15 protein-coding genes and 1 riboswitch are annotated in these 18,649 nt (G+C 69.9%); of the genes, 8 read left to right on the top strand and 7 right to left on the bottom strand.

Features of this window, described 5'->3' with window-relative positions; all coding sequences use genetic code 11:
- Nucleotides 1–246: 246 nt before the first annotated feature.
- The 5 genes from ACZ6ZP_RS27600 (at nucleotide 247) to mctP (ending at nucleotide 5,562) form a co-directional block, all read left to right on the top strand.
- Nucleotides 247–1,044 (top strand): GntR family transcriptional regulator, encoded by a 798-nt coding sequence (locus tag ACZ6ZP_RS27600; RefSeq protein ID WP_351163681.1) that lies wholly within the window; start codon nucleotides 247–249, stop codon nucleotides 1,042–1,044.
- Between the two features lie 101 nt (nucleotides 1,045–1,145).
- Entirely contained in the window at nucleotides 1,146–3,299 is a 2,154-nt protein-coding gene (locus ACZ6ZP_RS27595) for a carbon starvation CstA family protein (RefSeq protein WP_351163678.1), read from the top strand.
- Nucleotides 3,296–3,493 (top strand): YbdD/YjiX family protein, encoded by a 198-nt coding sequence (locus ACZ6ZP_RS27590; RefSeq protein ID WP_160507150.1) that lies wholly within the window; start codon nucleotides 3,296–3,298, stop codon nucleotides 3,491–3,493. The genes ACZ6ZP_RS27595 and ACZ6ZP_RS27590 overlap by 4 nt, the downstream gene beginning before the upstream one ends.
- Before the next feature lie 153 nt (nucleotides 3,494–3,646).
- The gene (locus ACZ6ZP_RS27585; protein ID WP_344530106.1) at nucleotides 3,647–3,916 is read left to right on the top strand and encodes a DUF3311 domain-containing protein; all 270 of its coding nucleotides are present in this window, start codon (nucleotides 3,647–3,649) and stop codon (nucleotides 3,914–3,916) included.
- A complete protein-coding gene (gene mctP / locus ACZ6ZP_RS27580) occupies nucleotides 3,913–5,562 on the top strand; it encodes a monocarboxylate uptake permease MctP (protein WP_469408753.1) in 1,650 nt (549 codons plus the stop codon). The genes ACZ6ZP_RS27585 and mctP overlap by 4 nt, the downstream gene beginning before the upstream one ends.
- An 85-nt stretch (nucleotides 5,563–5,647) precedes the next feature.
- Here the strand turns inward: mctP and ACZ6ZP_RS27575 are convergent, their stop codons facing one another.
- The gene (locus tag ACZ6ZP_RS27575) at nucleotides 5,648–6,355 is read right to left on the bottom strand and encodes a hypothetical protein (RefSeq protein WP_469408752.1); all 708 of its coding nucleotides are present in this window, start codon (nucleotides 6,353–6,355) and stop codon (nucleotides 5,648–5,650) included.
- A gap of 99 nt (nucleotides 6,356–6,454) precedes the next feature.
- Nucleotides 6,455–6,578, top strand: a riboswitch (cobalamin riboswitch).
- 137 nt (nucleotides 6,579–6,715) lie between these two features.
- On the opposite strand from ACZ6ZP_RS27575, the gene ACZ6ZP_RS27570 reads away from it, so the two are divergent.
- The 3 genes from ACZ6ZP_RS27570 to ACZ6ZP_RS27560 all read left to right on the top strand — a co-directional run bounded on the left by ACZ6ZP_RS27570 (nucleotide 6,716) and on the right by ACZ6ZP_RS27560 (nucleotide 11,385).
- Nucleotides 6,716–9,127 (top strand): ribonucleoside-diphosphate reductase subunit alpha, encoded by a 2,412-nt coding sequence (locus ACZ6ZP_RS27570; protein ID WP_383820794.1) that lies wholly within the window; start codon nucleotides 6,716–6,718, stop codon nucleotides 9,125–9,127.
- A complete protein-coding gene (locus ACZ6ZP_RS27565) occupies nucleotides 9,127–10,149 on the top strand; it encodes a ribonucleotide-diphosphate reductase subunit beta (RefSeq protein ID WP_351163668.1) in 1,023 nt (340 codons plus the stop codon). The genes ACZ6ZP_RS27570 and ACZ6ZP_RS27565 overlap by 1 nt, the downstream gene beginning before the upstream one ends.
- Before the next feature lie 234 nt (nucleotides 10,150–10,383).
- A complete protein-coding gene (locus ACZ6ZP_RS27560) occupies nucleotides 10,384–11,385 on the top strand; it encodes a helix-turn-helix domain-containing protein (RefSeq protein WP_469408750.1) in 1,002 nt (333 codons plus the stop codon).
- Here the strand turns inward: ACZ6ZP_RS27560 and ACZ6ZP_RS27555 are convergent.
- The 6 genes from ACZ6ZP_RS27555 to ACZ6ZP_RS27530 form a co-directional block, all read right to left on the bottom strand.
- The gene (locus ACZ6ZP_RS27555) at nucleotides 11,339–12,685 is read right to left on the bottom strand and encodes a bifunctional albaflavenone monooxygenase/terpene synthase (protein WP_351163663.1); all 1,347 of its coding nucleotides are present in this window, start codon (nucleotides 12,683–12,685) and stop codon (nucleotides 11,339–11,341) included. The two genes, ACZ6ZP_RS27560 and ACZ6ZP_RS27555, sit on opposite strands and share 47 nt — an antisense overlap.
- A complete protein-coding gene (gene cyc1, locus ACZ6ZP_RS27550) occupies nucleotides 12,682–13,803 on the bottom strand; it encodes an epi-isozizaene synthase (protein ID WP_351163661.1) in 1,122 nt (373 codons plus the stop codon). Before cyc1 ends, ACZ6ZP_RS27555 begins: the two co-directional genes overlap by 4 nt.
- A gap of 296 nt (nucleotides 13,804–14,099) precedes the next feature.
- Entirely contained in the window at nucleotides 14,100–14,750 is a 651-nt protein-coding gene (gene def / locus ACZ6ZP_RS27545) for a peptide deformylase (RefSeq protein ID WP_351163659.1), read from the bottom strand.
- Nucleotides 14,751–14,814: 64 nt separating this feature from the next.
- Nucleotides 14,815–15,795 (bottom strand): tetratricopeptide repeat protein, encoded by a 981-nt coding sequence (locus tag ACZ6ZP_RS27540; protein ID WP_351163657.1) that lies wholly within the window; start codon nucleotides 15,793–15,795, stop codon nucleotides 14,815–14,817.
- 102 nt (nucleotides 15,796–15,897) lie between these two features.
- Nucleotides 15,898–17,157: an HD-GYP domain-containing protein gene (locus tag ACZ6ZP_RS27535; protein ID WP_383820787.1), complete on the bottom strand. Its 1,260-nt coding sequence runs from the start codon at nucleotides 17,155–17,157 to the stop codon at nucleotides 15,898–15,900.
- Nucleotides 17,154–18,503, bottom strand: coding sequence for an HD-GYP domain-containing protein (locus tag ACZ6ZP_RS27530; RefSeq protein ID WP_399979210.1), 1,350 nt, complete (start codon nucleotides 18,501–18,503; stop codon nucleotides 17,154–17,156). Before ACZ6ZP_RS27530 ends, ACZ6ZP_RS27535 begins: the two co-directional genes overlap by 4 nt.
- Nucleotides 18,504–18,649: the final 146 nt, after the last annotated feature.

Raw genomic sequence — 18,649 nt, 5'->3', positions numbered from 1 at the left:
AGCGACCAAATGGACCGAGATCTGCCCGTGGGACTGGAACCTGGTCTTTAATGGTGTAGACCAGTACGGGGAGCTTGGCCTAGACCTTTAGGGGTGTCAAGGGTGTATAAGAAGGGCTGTCAGGTCCGTTATCGGACCGACACCTGAGCGGGCAGAGTATGCCCGGCCCTGTACGTGCCACGATGTGAGCCGCGACAGACGGAGGAGCCGGTGACGGCAGCAGCACAGGAGCCGGGAAGGCAGAGCATGGGCACAGACGCGGGCAGTACGGGAACCGACGCGGGCGCGTCCTCGGCCACGGAGGCCACCGGCGCGGCGACGGTCGGCCGCACCGCGCGCGTGCCCAAGTACTACCGCCTGAAGCGGCACTTGCTCGACATGACGGAGACGCTGCCGCCCGGCACACCGGTCCCCCCGGAGCGCACCCTGGCCGCCGAGTTCGACACCTCGCGCACGACGGTGCGCCAGGCCCTGCAGGAGCTGGTCGTAGAGGGCCGCCTGGAGCGCATCCAGGGCAAGGGCACCTTCGTGGCCAAGCCCAAGGTCTCCCAGGCCCTCCAACTCACCTCGTACACGGAGGACATGCGGGCCCAGGGCCTCGAGCCCACCTCGCAGCTCCTGGACATCGGGTACATCACCGCCGACGACACCCTCGCCGGGCTGCTCGACATCAGCACGGGCGGCCGGGTGCTCAGGATCGAGCGGCTCCGCCTCGCCAACGGCGAGGCGATGGCCATCGAGACGACGCACCTGTCGGCCAAGCGCTTCCCGGCCCTGCGCCGCTCCCTGGTGAAGTACACCTCGCTCTACACCGCACTCGCCGAGGTGTACGACGTCCACCTCGCGGAGGCCGAGGAGACCATCGAGACCTCGCTCGCGACGCCGCGCGAGGCCGGACTGCTCGGCACGGACGTGGGCCTGCCCATGCTGCTGCTGTCGCGGCACTCCCTGGACGGCGGCGGCCAGCCGGTCGAGTGGGTCCGCTCGGTCTACCGCGGCGACCGCTACAAATTCGTGGCCCGCCTCAAGCGCCCCACGGAGTGAACCGCAGCTCAGCGGCGTGACCCTCTTCCGGGGTCTGGCGCAGATCACCGCGCTGCTCTACGTTCCTCCCGTCATCGCATGATGAACGGGAGGACGACCCGGTGCGCACAGCAAATCCCCGAACCATCGTCATCTGGACCCTCGTCGCGCTGGTGGGCGCCGCGGGCTGGGCCGTGCTGGCGCTCTCGCGCGACGAGGAGGTGTCGGCCGCCTGGATGGTGGCCGCGGCCCTCGGCTCGTACGCCATCGCCTATCGCTTCTACTCCAAGTTCATCGTCAACCGTGTCCTGAAGGTCGACAAGAACCGGGCCACCCCGGCGGAGCGCCTGGACAACGGCATCGACTTCCACCCGACCGACCGCCGGGTCCTGCTCGGCCACCACTTCGCGGCGATCGCGGGCGCGGGACCCCTGGTGGGGCCCGTACTGGCCGCGCAGATGGGGTACTTGCCGGGCACGATCTGGATCATCGTCGGCGTGATCTTCGCGGGCGCCGTGCAGGACATGGTCGTCCTCTTCTTCTCCACCCGGCGCGACGGCAAGTCGCTCGGCCAGATGGCGCGCGAGGAGATCGGTCCGTTCGGCGGGGCCGCCGCGCTGCTCGCCGCGTTCGCCATCATGATCATCCTGCTCGGGGTGCTCGCGCTCGTCATCGTCAACGCGCTCGCGGACTCGCCCTGGGGCACCTTCTCCATCGCGATGACCATTCCGATCGCGCTGTTCATGGGCTTCTACCTGCGCATCCTGCGGCCGGGGCGGGTCAGCGAGGTCTCCCTCATCGGGATCACGCTGCTCCTGATCGCGCTCGTCGCCGGGCGCTGGGTCGCCGAGTCGTCCCTCGCTGAGACGTTCACGCTCGCGCCTTCGACGCTGGTCATCTGGCTGGTGGCGTACGGATTCATCGCCTCGATCCTGCCGGTGTGGATGCTGCTCGCGCCGCGCGACTACCTCTCCACGTTCATGAAGATCGGCACGATCCTGCTGCTCGCGATCGGCGTCGTCGTCACGCTGCCGACGCTGAAGATGGACCCGGTGACCGACTTCGCCTCGCGCGGCGACGGGCCCGTCTTCGCCGGGTCGCTCTTCCCCTTCGTCTTCATCACCATCGCGTGCGGTGCCCTGTCCGGCTTCCACGCGCTGATCTCCTCGGGCACGACGCCGAAGATGGTCCAGAAGGAGACGCAGATCCGGATGATCGGCTACGGCTCCATGCTGATGGAGTCGTCGGTCGCGGTCATGGCCCTCGTCGCGGCGAGCATCATCGACCCGGGGCTGTACTTCGCGATGAACGCGCCCGCGGGCGTCATCGGGGACAACGTCCAGGCCGCGTCCCAGGCGGTCGCGGGATTCGGGTACTCCATCTCGCCCGAGGACCTCGCGCAGGCCGCCAAGAACGTCGAGGAGTCGTCGCTGCTCTCGCGCACCGGCGGCGCGCCCACGCTCGCGGTCGGTGTCTCCGAGATCTTCTCGAAGGTCACCGGCGACTCCATGAAGGCCTTCTGGTACCACTTCGCGATCATGTTTGAGGCGCTGTTCATCCTGACCGCGCTCGACGCGGGCACGCGCGTGGGCCGCTTCATGCTCCAGGACATGCTCGGGAACGTCTACAAGCCCTTCAAGAAGGTCAGTTGGAAACCCGGACTCATCATCACGAGCGCGGTCGTCACCGGCCTGTGGGGCTACTTCCTGTGGGTCGGCGTGCACGAGCCGCTCGGCGGGATCAACCAGCTCTTCCCGATCTTCGGCATCTCCAACCAGCTCCTCGCCGCGGTCGCGCTCGCCGTCTGCACCACGCTCCTGGTGAAGTCCGGACGCCTCAAGTGGGCCTGGATCACCGGCATCCCGCTCGCCTGGGACGCCACGGTGACCCTGACCGCCAGCTGGCAGAAGGTCTTCTCCAGCGACCCGCGCGTGGGCTTCTTCAAGCAGCGCTCGATCTACCAGGACGCCATCGACGACGGCAAGATCCTGCCGCCCGCCAAGTCCATGGACGACATGCACACCGTCGTCACCAACTCCACGGTGGACGGCGTCCTCTCGGCCGCGCTCGCCCTGCTCATCGTCGTCGTGATCGCGGACGCGGCCCGCATCTGCGTGAAGCACATCCGCAACCCGCAGTCCTCGAAGCTGAGCGAGGCGGAGTACGTGGAGTCGAAGCTGACCGCACCGGCCGGGCTCATCGCGACACAGGAGGAGAAGGCGGAACTGGCGGCGGCCGAGGCCAGGGCTTCCGACGACGCGCAGGTCCCGTCATGACGTGGGTGCTGCGCGGGCTGCGCTGGGTGCGGTGGTACGCACGGGAGTTGACCGACGAGTCCGCGTACGACCGCTATGTCGCCCACACGCGCAAGACGCATCCCGGGGCATCCGTCCCCTCCCGGAGGGAGTTCGAGCGAATGCGGACGGATCAGCAGGAGTCCGACCCCAGGCAGGGGTTCCGCTGCTGCTGACCCGTGCGGATTCCGTGCCGATCCCGCGCTGAGCAGGCACATCGACCTGTCCGATACCCGTCCGGTATCCGGACGGGGGTTCCATAGATCAATACTCTCGCTTAGATTTCCCGCACGTTAAAGGTGGGATAAGCGAGGGAGCGGAGCCGCGAAGTGTCAGATGCGCCTGAAGTGAGCAGACCGGTGGTCACGCCGGTCCGCGTGGTCATTGCCCTCTGTCTCGTCGCGCCGTTCGTGGCGATGCTCTGGGTGAGCTCCTACGCGAAGGTCGAACCGACCTTCATCGGCATCCCGTTCTTCTACTGGTACCAGATGCTGTGGGTCCTCATATCCACCCTTCTCACCATGATCGCCTACAAGTTGTGGCAGCGTGACCAGCGCGCCCGCAAGGCCGAGCAGGCCCAAGGGGGTGCGACCCGATGAACGAGCTCGCAGCTGACACGGGCGGCGTGAACGGCATCGCCCTCGCCGTCTTCATCTTCTTCTTCGCCGCCGTCACGGCGATGGGCTTCCTGGCCGCGCGCTGGCGCAAGGCCGAGACCGAGAGCCTGGACGAATGGGGCCTGGGAGGGCGCTCGTTCGGCACCTGGGTCACGTGGTTCCTGCTCGGCGGCGACCTCTACACCGCGTACACCTTCGTCGCCGTCCCGGCGGCGATCTACGCGGCGGGCGCGGCCGGCTTCTTCGCCGTTCCGTACACGATCCTCGTCTACCCGCTGATCTTCACCTTCCTGCCGCGCCTGTGGTCCGTCTCGCACAAGCACGGATACGTGACCACCTCCGACTTCGTGCGCGGGCGCTTCGGCTCCAAGGGGCTCTCGCTGGCCGTCGCGGTCACCGGCATCCTCGCCACGATGCCGTACATCGCGCTCCAGCTGGTCGGCATCCAGGCCGTGCTCGACGTCATGGGCGTCGGCGGCGGTCCCGACACCAACTGGTTCATCAAGGACCTGCCGCTCCTGATCGCGTTCGCGGTGCTCGCCGCGTACACGTACTCGTCGGGTCTGCGCGCGCCCGCGCTGATCGCGTTCGTGAAGGACGGTCTGATCTACCTCGTCATCGCCGTCGCGATCATCTACATCCCGATCAAGCTCGGCGGCTTCGACGAGATCTTCCAGGCGGCGAACGAGAAGTTCTCGGCGACCAACGAGGCGGCGGGCAAGCCCGTCGCGGGCCTGGCACCCGGCGCCGGCGGACAGTGGACCTACGCCACGCTCGCGCTCGGCTCCGCGCTCGCGCTGTTCATGTACCCGCACTCGATCACGGCGACGCTCTCCTCCAAGAGCCGCAACGTGATCCGCCGCAACACCACGATCCTGCCGCTCTACTCGCTGATGCTGGGCCTGCTCGCGCTGCTCGGCTTCATGGCGATCGCGGCCGGGGTCAAGGTGGAGAACGGGCAGCTGGCGATCCCGCAGCTGTTCGAGACGATGTTCCCCGACTGGTTCACCGGCGTCGCGTTCGCGGCCATCGGCATCGGCGCCCTGGTGCCGGCCGCCATCATGTCCATCGCGGCCGCGAATCTCTTCACCAGGAACATCTACAAGGACTTCATCAAGCCGGACGCGACACCGGCGCAGGAGACCAAGGTCTCCAAGCTGGTCTCGCTGCTCGTGAAGGTCGGCGCGCTCGCCTTCGTCCTCACCATGGACAAGACGGTCGCGATCAACTTCCAGCTCCTGGGCGGCATCTGGATCCTGCAGACCATGCCCGCGCTGGTCGGCGGCCTGTTCACGCGGTGGTTCCACCGCTGGGCGCTGCTCGCGGGCTGGGCGGTCGGCATGGTCTACGGAACGGTCGCCGCGTACGGCGTCGCGTCGCCGACGCAGAAGCACTTCGGCGGCTCGTCCGACGAGATCCCCGGCATCGGCGAGATCGGCTACATCGGACTCACGGCATTCGTCCTGAACGTGGTGGTCACGGTGGTCATGACGTTCGTCCTGCGCGCCATGAAGGCCCCTGACGGCATCGACGAGACCTCTCCCGGGGACTACACCGCGGACGTGGGCGACCCCGGCGTCGTGGAAGAGCTGCCGCCGGCCACGGTGGGGGCGCCGGGCGGGCACTGAGCCTGTTCTCGTACGGGCCTGTTCTTGTACGTACGTGACGCGGGCCGCCGGAGAAATCCGGCGGCCCGCTGTCGTACGTACCGCCCTACGAGGCCTTGTAGAGCTCCGTCCGGACCCGCGCCGCCGCCTTGGTCGCCAAGGAGATCGCCCGGTCCTTGTGCGGGCCCGCGTCCACCAGGACGAGCACGCCGCCGACCCGTACCTCGACCTTGTAGTGCCGAGTCTCCGCGTCGTGGTCGTCGCCCCCCTCGTACCGCTTGCTCTCGAGGATCGCCTCGTCGCCGAGGTCCGGCAGATCATCGACCGCGTGGTGCTCCACCACCGGGGCCGCGTCGGTGTCGACGGTGACACTGGGGCACGCCTTGTGGAGTTGCCGGCGCAGTTCGACATGGCGCCCGGCCCGCGCGTCCGGCATCGAGACCAGGGTCTGGGAGAGCACGGGGTCCCCTTCGTCGGCGATCGCGCCGGGGAAGGGAAGAATCGTCTGGCCGGCGCTGGCTCCCCGCATGCCGGACAGCTCCGCACTCGCCTCGTCGCCGGGATCGCAGGCGCCCCAGTCACCGCCCCCGTAGCCCCGGTTGAAGCCGCCCGTGCCGACGTCGGTCGCCTTGGCCCGCGGGCCGGTGGCCTTCGCCGGGAGCAGCGCCGACTTCAGCTCGGCGCCCGTGAAGCGCCTGCCGGGATCGACGTCGCCGTCGACACCCGCCGCCGAGGGCACCTGTTCCTCACCTTCGCCGCACCCGGCGAGCACCATCAGGAGTACCGCCGCGCAGCCCGCGCCCCGTCCTCGCACGCCGTCTCCCCCTGTTCGACGATCAGTTCGGCGCCACCCTAGGGGATACGCACGCCGACACAAGATGTGGGGCTGCGGCTCAGAGCCAGCACAAGATGTATGCTCGTGCTCGCTGTCGCCGCAGGGGAATCCGGTGCAAGTCCGGAACTGTCCCGCAACGGTGTATGAGTACGCATTTGTCGTGCTCGCAAGTCCGATGACCTGTCGACAGCGCACCCGTTCCGACCGGTCCGGGTGCCAACGACGTCCGGGCCTCGTGGAATGGGCTGGTGGACGCGGAGCGCGGCCCTGCCCTGGGCGGCCGCCCCGTGTGTCACTCCTGCCCTCCTCAAGGCTCCGAGCCGAGCGAGGGAGTGCTCCGTGACCATCGCGCCAGCCGAACCTGCGTCAGCGCAGACCACCGGCGGTCAGCAGACCACCGACGGCCCAGGAACCGCGCTGCTGCGTACCCTGACCGACCTCACCGCCGATCTCCCCGACGCCGAGCCCGGCAGAGTCGCCGCCGCCGCGCTGCGCGGCCGCTCGGCCAGGGGGGACGCAGAGAGCACAGCGGAGCTGCGGGAGCTGGCGACCGAGGCCGCCGCGGGGCTCATCTCCGAGGACCCGACGTACTCGCAGCTGGCGGCCAGGCTCCTCAGCCTCAGCATCCGTGACGAGGCCGCGTCGCAGGGAGTGCGCTCCTTCTCCGACTCGGTCGCCGTGGGGCACCGCGAGGGACTGATCGCGGACCGCACCGCCGCGTTCGTCACCGACCACGCCGAGCACCTGGACGGTCTCGTGGAGGCCGCCCTGGAGGACGGCGCCGACTTCCGCTTCGGCTACTTCGGCCTGCGCACCCTGCACAGCCGCTATCTCCTTCGCCACCCCATCACCCGGCACGTCATCGAGACCCCGCAGCACTTCATGCTGCGCGTCGCGAGCGGCCTCGCCGAAGACGACAGCCTGCGCTCGGTGGACGAAGTCGCCGCGCTGTACCGCCTGATGAGCCGCCTGGACTACCTGCCGTCCTCGCCGACGCTCTTCAACTCCGGCACCCGGCACCCGCAGATGTCCTCCTGCTACCTCCTCGACTCCCCGCTGGACGAGCTGGACTCCATCTACGACCGCTACCACCAGGTCGCGCGCCTCTCCAAGCACGCGGGCGGCATCGGCCTCTCGTTCTCCCGCATCCGCGCCCGCGGCTCGCTGATCCGCGGCACGAACGGCCACTCCAACGGCATCGTGCCGTTCCTCAAGACCCTGGACGCCTCCGTCGCCGCCGTGAACCAGGGCGGCCGCCGCAAGGGCGCCGCCGCGGTCTACCTGGAGACCTGGCACTCCGACATCGAGGAGTTCCTGGAGCTGCGCGACAACACGGGCGAGGACCAGCGGCGCACGCACAACCTCAACCTCGCGCACTGGATCCCGGACGAGTTCATGCGCCGGGTCGCCGCGAGCCAGGACTGGTCGCTGTTCTCGCCCGCCGACGTGCCCGAGCTCGTCGACCTGTGGGGCGAGGAGTTCGACGCCGCCTACCGCAAGGCCGAGGCCGCCGGGCTCGCCCGCAAGACCATCCCCGCCCGTGACCTCTACGGCCGGATGATGCGCACCCTGGCGCAGACCGGCAACGGCTGGATGACGTTCAAGGACGCCGCCAACCGCACCGCCAACCAGACGGCGGAGCCCGGCCACACGGTCCACTCCTCCAACCTCTGCACGGAGATCCTGGAGGTGACGGACGACGGCGAGACGGCCGTCTGCAACCTGGGTTCGGTGAACCTCGGCGCCTTCGTGGACACCGCCGCCGGCGACATCGACTGGGAGCGGCTCGACGAGACCGTCCGCACCGCCGTCACGTTCCTCGACCGCGTCGTCGACATCAACTTCTACCCGACCGAGCAGGCCGGCAGGTCGAACGCCCGGTGGCGTCCGGTGGGCCTGGGCGCGATGGGTCTGCAGGACGTCTTCTTCCAGCTGAAGCTGCCCTTCGACTCCCCCGCCGCGCGCGCCCTCTCCACGCGCATCGCCGAGCGGATCATGCTCGCCGCGTACGAGGCGTCCGCGACCCTCGCCGAGCGCAACGGACCGGTGCCCGCCTGGGAGAAGACCCGCACCGCGCGCGGCGTCCTGCACCCCGACCACTACGGCGTCGAGCTGACCTGGCCGGAGCGCTGGGCCGCGCTGCGCGAGCGCATCGCCGTGACCGGCATGCGCAACTCGCTGCTCCTCGCCATCGCGCCGACCGCCACGATCGCGTCCATCGCGGGCGTGTACGAGTGCATCGAGCCGCAGGTCTCCAACCTCTTCAAGCGCGAGACGCTGTCCGGCGAGTTCCTCCAGGTCAACGCCTACCTGGTGCAGGAGCTCAAACGGCTCGGCGTCTGGGACGCGCAGACCCGCGAGGCGCTGCGCGAGGCCAACGGCTCGGTGCAGGGCTTCAGCTGGATCCCCGCCGAGGTCCGCGACCTCTACCGCACCGCGTGGGAGATCCCGCAGCGCGGCCTGATCGACATGGCCGCCGCGCGCACGCCGTTCCTGGACCAGGCGCAGTCCCTGAACCTGTTCCTGGAGACGCCGACCATCGGCAAGCTCTCCTCCATGTACGCGTACGCCTGGCAGCAGGGCCTGAAGACCACGTACTACCTGCGCTCGCGCCCGGCGACCCGCATCGCCCGCGCGGCGGCCGGCCGCACCGAAGCCGCCGAGCCCGCCCCCGTACCCGCCCAGGCATCGGCCGAAGACGCCGTCGCCTGCTCCCTGGAAAACCCCGAGTCCTGCGAGGCCTGCCAGTAATGAGCTCCACCACCAACGCCGAGAAGAACCTCCTCGACCCGGGCTTCGAGCTGACTCTGCGCCCCATGCGCTACCCCGACTTCTACGAGCGCTACCGGGACGCGATCAAGAACACCTGGACCGTCGAGGAGGTCGACCTCCACTCGGACGTCGCCGACCTCGCCAAGCTCTCGCCCGGCGAGCAGCACATGATCGGCCGCCTGGTCGCGTTCTTCGCGACCGGCGACTCGATCGTCTCCAACAACCTCGTGCTCACGCTCTACAAGCACATCAACTCCCCCGAGGCGCGGCTCTACTTGAGCCGTCAGCTCTTCGAGGAGGCCGTGCACGTCCAGTTCTATCTGACGCTGCTCGACACCTATCTGCCCGACCCGGAGGACCGCGCGGCGGCCTTCGACGCGGTCGAGGAGATCCCCTCCATCCGCGAGAAGGCCGAGTTCTGCTTCCGCTGGATGGACTCCGTCGAGAAGATGGACCGCCTGGAGAGCAAGGCGGACCGCCGCCGCTTCCTGCTGAACCTGATCTGCTTCGCCGCGTGCATCGAGGGGCTCTTCTTCTACGGTGCCTTCGCCTACGTCTACTGGTTCCGCTCGCGCGGTCTGCTGCACGGCCTGGCGACCGGCACGAACTGGGTCTTCCGTGACGAGACGATGCACATGAGCTTCGCCTTCGACGTCGTCGACACCGTCCGCAAGGAGGAGCCGGAGCTCTTCGACGACGCGCTGGAGCAGCAGGTCACCGACATGCTCAAGGAGGCCGTCGAGGCCGAGCTGCAGTTCGCGCGCGACCTGTGCGGTGAGGGCCTGCCCGGCATGAACACCGACTCCATGCGCGAGTACCTGCAGTGCGTCGCCGACCAGCGCCTCCAGCGGCTCGGGTTCGCGCCGGTCTACGGCTCGTCAAACCCGTTCTCGTTCATGGAGCTCCAGGGTGTCCAGGAGCTGACCAACTTCTTCGAGCGGCGTCCTTCGGCCTACCAGGTCGCGGTCGAGGGTTCGGTCTCCTTCGACGACGACTTCTAGTCCGTCCTGGCTGCGCGGGGCGCGTTCCGCCTCGCGCAGCTCGCGGTCGATCCGGCGGTCGTGGAGGTACCCGACGAGCGAGGGTGCGGCCAGCAGGAGGAGGACGGTCAGGACGGTCGCGTATCCGAGGAATGCGTTCATGTCCTCACTGTCCTGCGCGCCGGACGGCGACGGCAGTGGCAGCACTGCCACACACCATCGACTTACTGCCACTCCTGCGGCAGACTGACGGACATGCTGAAGAACGTGGCCGTGGCGCTGCTGGACGGCGTGAACCCCTTCGAACTCGGCGTCGTCTGCGAGGTGTTCGGCCTCGACCGGAGCGACGAGGGCCTTCCTCTGTACGACTTCGCGGTGGTCGCCGCCGAGGACGGGCCGCTGAGCAACCACGCGGGGTTCTCGATCACCACTCCGCACGGCCTCGACCGGCTCGAGGAGGCCGATCTCATCGCGGTCCCCGCGGGCCAGTCGTTCGTGGACCGCGACTACCCCGAGGATCTGCTCGCCGCCCTGCGCCGCGCGGTGGACCGCGGGGCCCGCGTCCTCTCGGTCTGCTCCGGCGTCTTCGTGCTCGGCGCGGCGGGGCTGCTCGAAGGCCGCCGCTGCGCCGTGCACTGGCGGCACGCCGCGGAGCTCGCGGTGCGCCATCCGCGCGCCAAGGTCGAGCCCGACGTCCTGTACGTGGACGAGGGGCCCGTGATCACCTCGGCGGGCACCGCGGCCGGGATCGACGCCTGCCTGCACATCGTGCGCCAGGAGCACGGCACCGAGGTCGCCAACGCCATCGCCCGGCGCATGGTCGTACCGCCCCATCGCGACGGCGGCCAGGCACAGTTCGTGGAGCGTCCGCTGCCGCGCACGGCGTGCGACACCGTGGGCGGGGTGCTCGCCTGGATGGAGCGCCATCTGGATTCGGACATCACCGTCGAGCGGCTCGCCGAGCGGGCGCACATGTCGCCGCGCACCTTCGCGCGCCGCTTCCAGCAGGAGACCGGCACCACGCCCTACCGCTGGCTCCTGCGTCAACGGGTGCTCCTGGCGCAGGAGTTGCTGGAGAGCTCGGACGAGACGGTGGACGCCATCGCCGGGCGTGCCGGTTTCGGCAACGCCGCGGCGATGCGCCACCAGTTCCTGCGGGCGCTCGGCACCACGCCGAACGCCTACCGCCGCACCTTCCGCGGCCCGGCGGTCAGCGCCTCTCGGCCCGCAGAAGGAGCTTCTTCGGCTGCAGCGTGATGCCGATCTTCGCCTCGGCGTCGGTCTCCGCGACCGGCGCCAGGTGCCACTTCGGGGCCACCGTCCCCAGGATGATGGCGAGTTCGGCCAGACTGAAATGGTCGCCCGGGCACTTGCGGTTGCCGGTCCCGAACGGCATCATCGCGAACTCCGGTACGTCCGAAGCCCGTTCCGGATTCCACCGGTCCGGGTCGAACCGGAGATGCTGCTCGAAGGAACGCGGATCGCGCTGCATCGCGTACACGCTGTAGACGATGTCGGCGTTGGCCGGAATGCGATAGCCACCCAGGGTGGTTTCTCCCACCGACCTGCGGGTGAATATCCAGGCGGCCGGTTGTATACGCATGGCCTCGGTGACGACATTCCGCGTGTGCGGAAGGTCCTTGAGGTCGGCGAATGTGATCTCGCGGTCCGGCGCGACGGAATTTACCTCTTCAACCAGTCGCCTTTCCTGCTCGGGGTGTTCGGCCAGCAGATGGAACGTCCACGCCAGGGTCGAGGCGATATTCTCGGCCCCCGCCACGACGAGAGAGATCACGTGGTCGTGGATCTCCTGATCGCCGAGCGGCCGGCCCGACTCGTCGTGCGCCCGCAGCATTTCGGCCAACAGATCACCCTGGGCGGCCCCCGCCGCCCTGCCCTCGGCGACGATCTCGTCGACCACCGCGTGCAGATCGGCGAGCGCGCTCTGGAAGCGTCGGTTGCCCTGGGTGGGCACGCGGTACAGCGGCCCGACCGAGAGGACCATCCTGCGGTAGAGCCCCTCGAAGACGGTGTGCAGCGACTCGGCGATGCGGTCCGCCTTCTCGTCGATCGAGTCGACCTCCAGGAGCGAGCGGGACACGATGCGCACGGCCGCGCGGAACATCTCCGCGCCGGTGTCGACCGTGTCGCCCGGCCGCCAGCGCGCCGCCATGGCGCGGGCCTCCTCCTCCATCACCTTGGCGTAGTCGGCGATCCGCTCGGGCCTGAACGCGGGCTGCATCATGCGCCGCTGGCGCCGGTGCACCTTGCCGTTGCTGGTCGCCACGCCCTTGCCGAGGAGCACCTCCAGGGTGTCCCAGAGCGGCCCTCCGACGATGTAGTCGGGGCTCCGCAGCAGCTGCCCGACCAGCTCCGGGTCGCAGACCGCGTACGCCGTCTTGGGTCCCAGCCTGATGCGTACGAGATCACCGTGGTCCCGTAGCGCGGCGAGGAAGCCGAGGGGGTCACGCACCAGGTTCCAGGCGTGCCCGATGAGCGGGGCGCCACCGCTGACGAGCGGTGGAATTGTCGCGGGTATCGCGGATTCGACGCTCATTCCTCACCTACCAATTCGTTTCCGGCCAAGTCGTTCGTCGCTGCGTCGCTCACATACGGGGGAATGGACCTGTCGTCCCAGCTGTCCACCCGGTAGCGACCGGATTCGTGGTGGAACCAGTACACGGAAGAGAACCAATTCCGCATGTTGAAGACGCAGGATTCCACCGCGTCCGAGAGTTCCGCTCCGTGCGCGCTTCCGTCGGCCAGTCGCCCGGCAAGCCGCAGCACTTCTTTCTCTGCCGCCAGGAAATCCGATATGCAGCCGGTCACCCGGCGGTGGACCTCCCGCACGGCCTCTTCGAGGGAAAGCCCCTCGTGCTGGATCAGACTGATTCCGAGATTGTGCAGTTCATCTCCCGCGAGTTCCTTGGGAAGTGAGCACAGGTCGTTGTACCAGGCGGAGAAATCCTGCGTGGCGAGCGCGGCCCGCCGATACGCCGGATGCTTCCGCACGTCCCGCGGCAGCTCGTGGCGCGCCGTGGGTTCGAGCAGGTCGATCCACGTCCAGTGCGCGAACGTCAGCCTGCGCAGCTCGATGTAGGCCTCGACCGTCGGGACCGTGCCGGTCCTGCGGTTCCTGAACTCCAGGTCGTACGCCTCGATCACGCTGTGGAAGTGCCGCGCGAACCGGGCGTTCCAGCTGGCCCCGAGGTGCGAGTACAGCCTCAGGACGCAGTCCGCGAACCCCGCGACCAGGGGGTCGCGGTGGTGCAGTTGCTGCCGGGGCGCACGGAGCGTCTCGTGGAGTCCGCGGCACAGGCGGCGCCACTGCGCCGCCCTGCCGTGCACCGAGTCGCGGTCGTGCCGGTCGTCCCACGCGAAGAACCAACTGCTGAGGTCGGCTATCGCGCTGAGCAACTCGTCGGGCGCGCCAATGTAGTAGCCCGCCACCAGGTCGGTGTAGCACAGGCTGTCGGCGTACCTCTCGACCTTGTCCGCGGGCATGAGGCGCATTTCGCGCAGCCATGTCCTGGACTTCTCCTGAAGTGTCGGCCAATACGGATGCAGTCGTCGTGGAAAATCTGCCTCGATCACCGGGAGTGCCAGCGCCGGTGGCACGGATACCACCGGTGTCTGCGGCTGTGTCGGTGAAGTGCCATATGAATATGCAGGCACGAACAAGCCCCTCTCAGCAGCCTGATGACGCGCGCCCCTCCCGCCGTACCGGGCGCGCGCCGTTGCGTATCCCCGCGCTTTCCATTCAGCACCACAACTGACCGTTCAGGGAACAGATTTGCGCCATTCACTACCCCCCAGTGCCGAGAAAATCCCTGTACGTGACTGATTCTGGATCACCAGAAGCCTGTTTTGCTCGCACAGCTGACCGGTTCATGCGAACGGCCCCTGGCCGGGAAGGAGTTCCCGGCCAGGGGCCGCAGGTGGCTCGCGGTGCGCGCGTGCCTGGAGTCGACTCAGTCGTTCGGCACCACGGGGTAGCGCGGAGTGCCCTCTTCCATCTGCCGCAGCGCGTCCTTGCGGTCACGCTTGGACAGGCGGTCGATGTAGAGGTAGCCGTACAGGTGGTCCGTCTCGTGCTGGAGGCAGCGCGAGAAGTAGCCGGTGCCCCGCACCTTGATGGGGTTGCCCTTCTCGTCCTGCCCGCTCACCTCGGCGAAGTCCGGGCGGGCCAGCTCGGCGTAGGCCGTGGGCACGGAGAGGCAGCCCTCGTTCGAGTCGTCGAGGCGGCGCTGGTCCGCGGGGAGCTCGCGCACCACGGGGTTGCAGACCACGCCCACGTGCCGCCGGCCCTCGTCGTCCATGCAGTCGTAGACGAAGACCTTCAGGTCGACGCCGATCTGGTTGGCGGCCAGGCCCACGCCCTCGGCGGTCCGCTGGCTTGCGAACATGTCGGCGACGAGCTGGTCGAGCTCGGCGTCGAAGGCGGTGACGTCCTTGCACTCCTTGTGCAGCACAGGGTTGCCGACGACCGTGATGGGCCGGGACGTGCCGCGCTCGCGGTAGGCCGTCTCCCGCTCGTCGCAGTCCTCCGTGTCGATGACGAAGCCCTCGTCGTCTACGGGGAGGACCCCGCCCGAGGCCTGCTGCTCAGTGTCCTGCGCCATTGTCCGACGTACGCCTTCCTGGGAACCCACAAGAGATAGTGCCGGTACAGCCTACGGCCAGGAGTCAGCAGACCTCTTCCAGATCCCGCCAGTCACGGGAGTCCGGGCTGTCCGCGACCCAGCCGTCGAGCAGCCCGCGCACCAGGGCGGCGGGCGCCGCGATGCCGCACTCGCGCTCGGGCACCCACAGGGCGCCGGGGCTGCGGTGACCGAGCGGCCCGGGGTGGCCCGGTTCGCTGTGGTCGTGCGGGTCCAGGTGCTCGCCGTCGCCCTCGTCGCTCGGCATCCGGCTCTCGGAGCACATGCGACAGAGCAGCCGAACGGACGAGGACCAGTCCTCGGCGGCGAAGCCCGCGTCCGCGGCGAGCTTCTCCAGGGCGTCCCTGTCGTCCTCGGTGGCGGCCTCCAGGAGGACCACCCAGGTGGGGACGGGTGAGGGCGCCCACAGCTCGATCTCGTCGAAGACGGGGTACGAGTCCCCGGCCCCCGTCGTCCGCTCGCCGTGCGGGACGCCGTCGTGCAGCACGACCTCGCCCCAGCGGCGCCCGGAGGAGGGCAGCGGGATGGAGAGCACCTCGATGCGGGCGGGGTCGAGCCTGCGCCCCCACACGACCTCGGCCTCGCCCTCGGGCGAGAGCCGCACGGCGGCGCTGCCCAGGTCCATGCCGGTGGGCTCGCCGGAGGCGGCCACACCACCGGGCACCTTCAGGCCGTACGCCTGCCAGGCGCGCCGGGCCAGCGGCCAGTCCTGGAGGGCGGTGGCGGCGATCCCCACGTTCCACCAGTCGGGGGCGCCCGCCGACCGGTCGAGCAGCGCGACGGCCCGCAGGCCCGCGGCCCGCGCCTGCTCCCAGTCGTGCCGGAACTTGTGGAGCAGCGCGAGATTGAACCAGGACTCCGAGAGCCACGGCTCCAGATCCGCCGCGCGGGTAAGGAGCGCGCCCGCGTCCTCGTACCGCCCGTCGCCGATCAGCGTGAAGGCGCGGTCGGTGGCCTGCCGCCATGAGGCGGAGGGCCGGTGCCGTCCCTTGCCGAAGATCCTCACGATTCCCGCCTGCCGGTCCTTGAGTCCTGCGTTCCGATGTGCCCTGAGGGCCCTCTTGGCATCCAACCACGTACGGTCGGACGGCCGCTCATTACCCATGGGTTACCCAACCGACGGCAAGCTATGACCGCCCCGTGCGAGCACGCGGGCCAGGGCTTCCACGACTTCGGGCTGGTAGTCGCGGCCGGTGCCCAGGCGCAGCCGCTCCAGGGCGTTGAGAGGGCCTCCGGGGCCTTCTCCCCGCGCCATCTCGTCGTACGCGTTGGCGGCCCGCACAATACGGGCGGTGAGCGGCTGATCGCGGTACGGGTCCGCCTGGCGCTCCACGACCACGGCGACGTCGCCGTTCACCCCCGTCTGCCGCACGACGGCGCCGCCGAGCAGGGCGATCCGGCGCTGTTCCGCGTCCGGCAGGGCGGCGGTGGCGCCCGCGGGCACCGGGTCGAGGAGGGAGAGCTGCCCGATGTCGTGCATCAGCGCCGCGTACTCCAGGACGGCGAGGTCGGGCTCGGAGAGCCCCAGCTCACGCCCCACGGCCCTGCTGAGCACGGCCACGCGGCGGGCGTGGCCCTGCGGGGTGTACCCGGCGATCTCGGTGGACCGGGCCAGCGAGGTGATGGTCTGCCGGTAGGTGGTCCGCACCGCCGCGTACCGCCCGAAGGACAGCTGGGTCAGGAGCAGCGGCAGGCTGAACACCGGCAGCGCCCAGAGGCCCGCCACGGCCACCGCGAGCGCCATGACGGCCCCCGTGGCGCACACGGCGGACCCGATGCCGAGCATGGCCCGCAGCTCGTCGCGCAGGAGCGGTCCGAAGGGCCAGCGGGTACGGGCGTGCGCCATGGCCGCGGCGAGCACGGCGTCGCACAGGGCGGTCAGGACGAGCAGCGCGACGATGACGGCGGCGAAGGCGGGACCCTGCCCCACCCACTCCGCCAACTTCCCGGCGTTGTAGAGCGGTTGGAAGCACGCGGCGGCGAATCCCACGGTCAGCACGCGCCGCGCCACGTGGTCCAGGGCGGGCCCCTTGCCGAGCGCCACGTGCGGCACGGCCCCGACGAGCGCGGCCGCGACGACGACGGCGATCACCTGGAACACGCCGTGGTGCGTGGCCCGCCCCCCGACCTCCCCGAGCAGGGCGTACGCGAGCGCGCCCGCCGCCCCCAGCGGCGCGGGCTCCCGGTCACTCCCACCGGCGCCCCACCGAGCCAGCTCCCCCACCGCCACGAGCCCCCCGAAGGCCAGCGCGATCCCCCCTTCGGCGACGCCGTGCCAGAGGGTCCAGCCGAGCCCGAGGAGGGTGAGGATGCCCGCGGAGCCGTAGATCAGCACGGACACCGTCGTGGGCAGGCGGGGGGCGCTCACCGCGCTCCCGCCTGGGGGGCCGCGGGAACACCGGAGGTTTCCTGCCGGGGCGACGGCACCGCGGCGGTGTCCGAGGTCACCGCGGGATGCCACCCGTGCCGCTCCAGCGCCCGCCGCAGCGCGGCCACCATGTCGGGGTCGAACTGCGCCCCCGCGCACCGGGACAGCTCGGCGACCGCGGCGGCCACCGGTCTGCCCCTCCGGTAGGACCTCGTGGACGTCATGGCGTCGAAGGCGTCCGCGACCGCCACCACCCGCGCGAATTCCGGAATCTGCCGCCCCACAAGGCCGTAGGGATACCCGCTGCCGTCGATCCGCTCGTGGTGGTGCAGGATCGCCGCCCGCGCCTCCCCGAGGAAGCCGATCCCCCGCACCATCTCGTGCCCGTACTCGGGGTGCAGCTCGATGACCCGCCGCTCCTCGGGGGTCAGCGGCCCGTCCTTGCGCAGCAGCCTGGTCGGTACGCCCAGCTTGCCGACGTCGTGCAGGATTCCCGCGAACCGCAGGCTCTCCACCCGCTCGTCCGCCATCCCCAGCTCCCGGGCGATCATCACGGAGGCCCGTCCGACGCGCTCGCTGTGCCCGCGGGTGTAGCGGTCCTTGATGTCGACGGCCTGCACGAGCGCGCGGATGGTGGCCTGGTGGGCGGCGCGCTCGCGGTGGTACTGCGCGAAGACCCAGCAGGAGACCCCCATCGGCAGCAGCACGAGGAGCGCGGCGAGCGGCCCGTAGGGACTGCGCCACAGCACCGCCATCATCAGGCCGGCGAGGCCGTGCACCACGACCGGCGCGAACGACCGCAGGAAGAGCCCGCGCCACGCCGTCCGCACCGGCACCCGCTCCGCGGTGGCCAGGATGCCGCCGTCCAGGACGGTCAGCACGAGGGCGAAGGCGAGGACGGCGGCTCCGGCGGGCGCCAGCGCGTAGGGAAAGTCGGGCGCGGCCACCGCGTCGCGCCCGCCGAGCGCCCCGTGCACCCACGCCGACGCCCAGGCGGCGATGGCCAGTTGGGCCGCGCGCCAGAGCCTGCGCACCCACCGGGGCCGTCGCTCGACGCGGGCGAGCAGCGCCCCCGGCACCGCGACGAGCGCGGCGGCGGCGGGCGGCAGCAGGAAGACGGCGGCGAGCAGCACGGGGAAGAAGGTGCCGAGGCCGCTGAGAGGCCCCCCGGCGCGGCGGCCGACGACCCGGCACCGCGTGGCCTGTTCGCACCCGGCGTAGAGCGCGGCGAGCAGTGCGACGGCGCCCCACGGCGTTCGTGAGGTCAGCGCGGGCGCGGCGCAGGCGGCGCCCGCCAGGGCGACGCACAGGATGTAGGCGCGCGCCCACGGAGCGATGGACCGCATGGCAACTGTCTCCTCCCCCGTGACCGTCCCCAGGGACCACGTTCCAAGGTCCGGAGAGTAGAACGGCTACCCCTCGGTCCGAGCCCCTCGCGCGGAAATTGGCACGTACGAGTGATGGAGAACATGATGGAGAACAGCGAAAAAAG

The organism is Streptomyces sp. NPDC054047, assembly GCF_055585065.1.
The sequence above is the reverse complement of the archived record's forward strand: the minus strand, read 5'-3'. Positions and strand labels throughout refer to the sequence as shown.

What these genes read in the sequence shown, in the direction of transcription:
- ACZ6ZP_RS27600 (WP_351163681.1), top strand. Translation starts at nt 247, where the DNA reads ATGGGCACAGACGCGGGCAGTACGGGAACCGACGCGGGCGCGTCCTCG.
- ACZ6ZP_RS27590 (WP_160507150.1), top strand. Translation starts at nt 3,296, where the DNA reads ATGACGTGGGTGCTGCGCGGGCTGCGCTGGGTGCGGTGGTACGCACGG.
- mctP (WP_469408753.1), top strand. Translation starts at nt 3,913, where the DNA reads ATGAACGAGCTCGCAGCTGACACGGGCGGCGTGAACGGCATCGCCCTC.
- ACZ6ZP_RS27565 (WP_351163668.1), top strand. Translation starts at nt 9,127, where the DNA reads ATGAGCTCCACCACCAACGCCGAGAAGAACCTCCTCGACCCGGGCTTC.
- ACZ6ZP_RS27560 (WP_469408750.1), top strand. Translation starts at nt 10,384, where the DNA reads ATGCTGAAGAACGTGGCCGTGGCGCTGCTGGACGGCGTGAACCCCTTC.
- ACZ6ZP_RS27555 (WP_351163663.1), bottom strand. Translation starts at nt 12,685, where the DNA reads ATGAGCGTCGAATCCGCGATACCCGCGACAATTCCACCGCTCGTCAGC.
- def (WP_351163659.1), bottom strand. Translation starts at nt 14,750, where the DNA reads ATGGCGCAGGACACTGAGCAGCAGGCCTCGGGCGGGGTCCTCCCCGTA.
- ACZ6ZP_RS27530 (WP_399979210.1), bottom strand. Translation starts at nt 18,503, where the DNA reads ATGCGGTCCATCGCTCCGTGGGCGCGCGCCTACATCCTGTGCGTCGCC.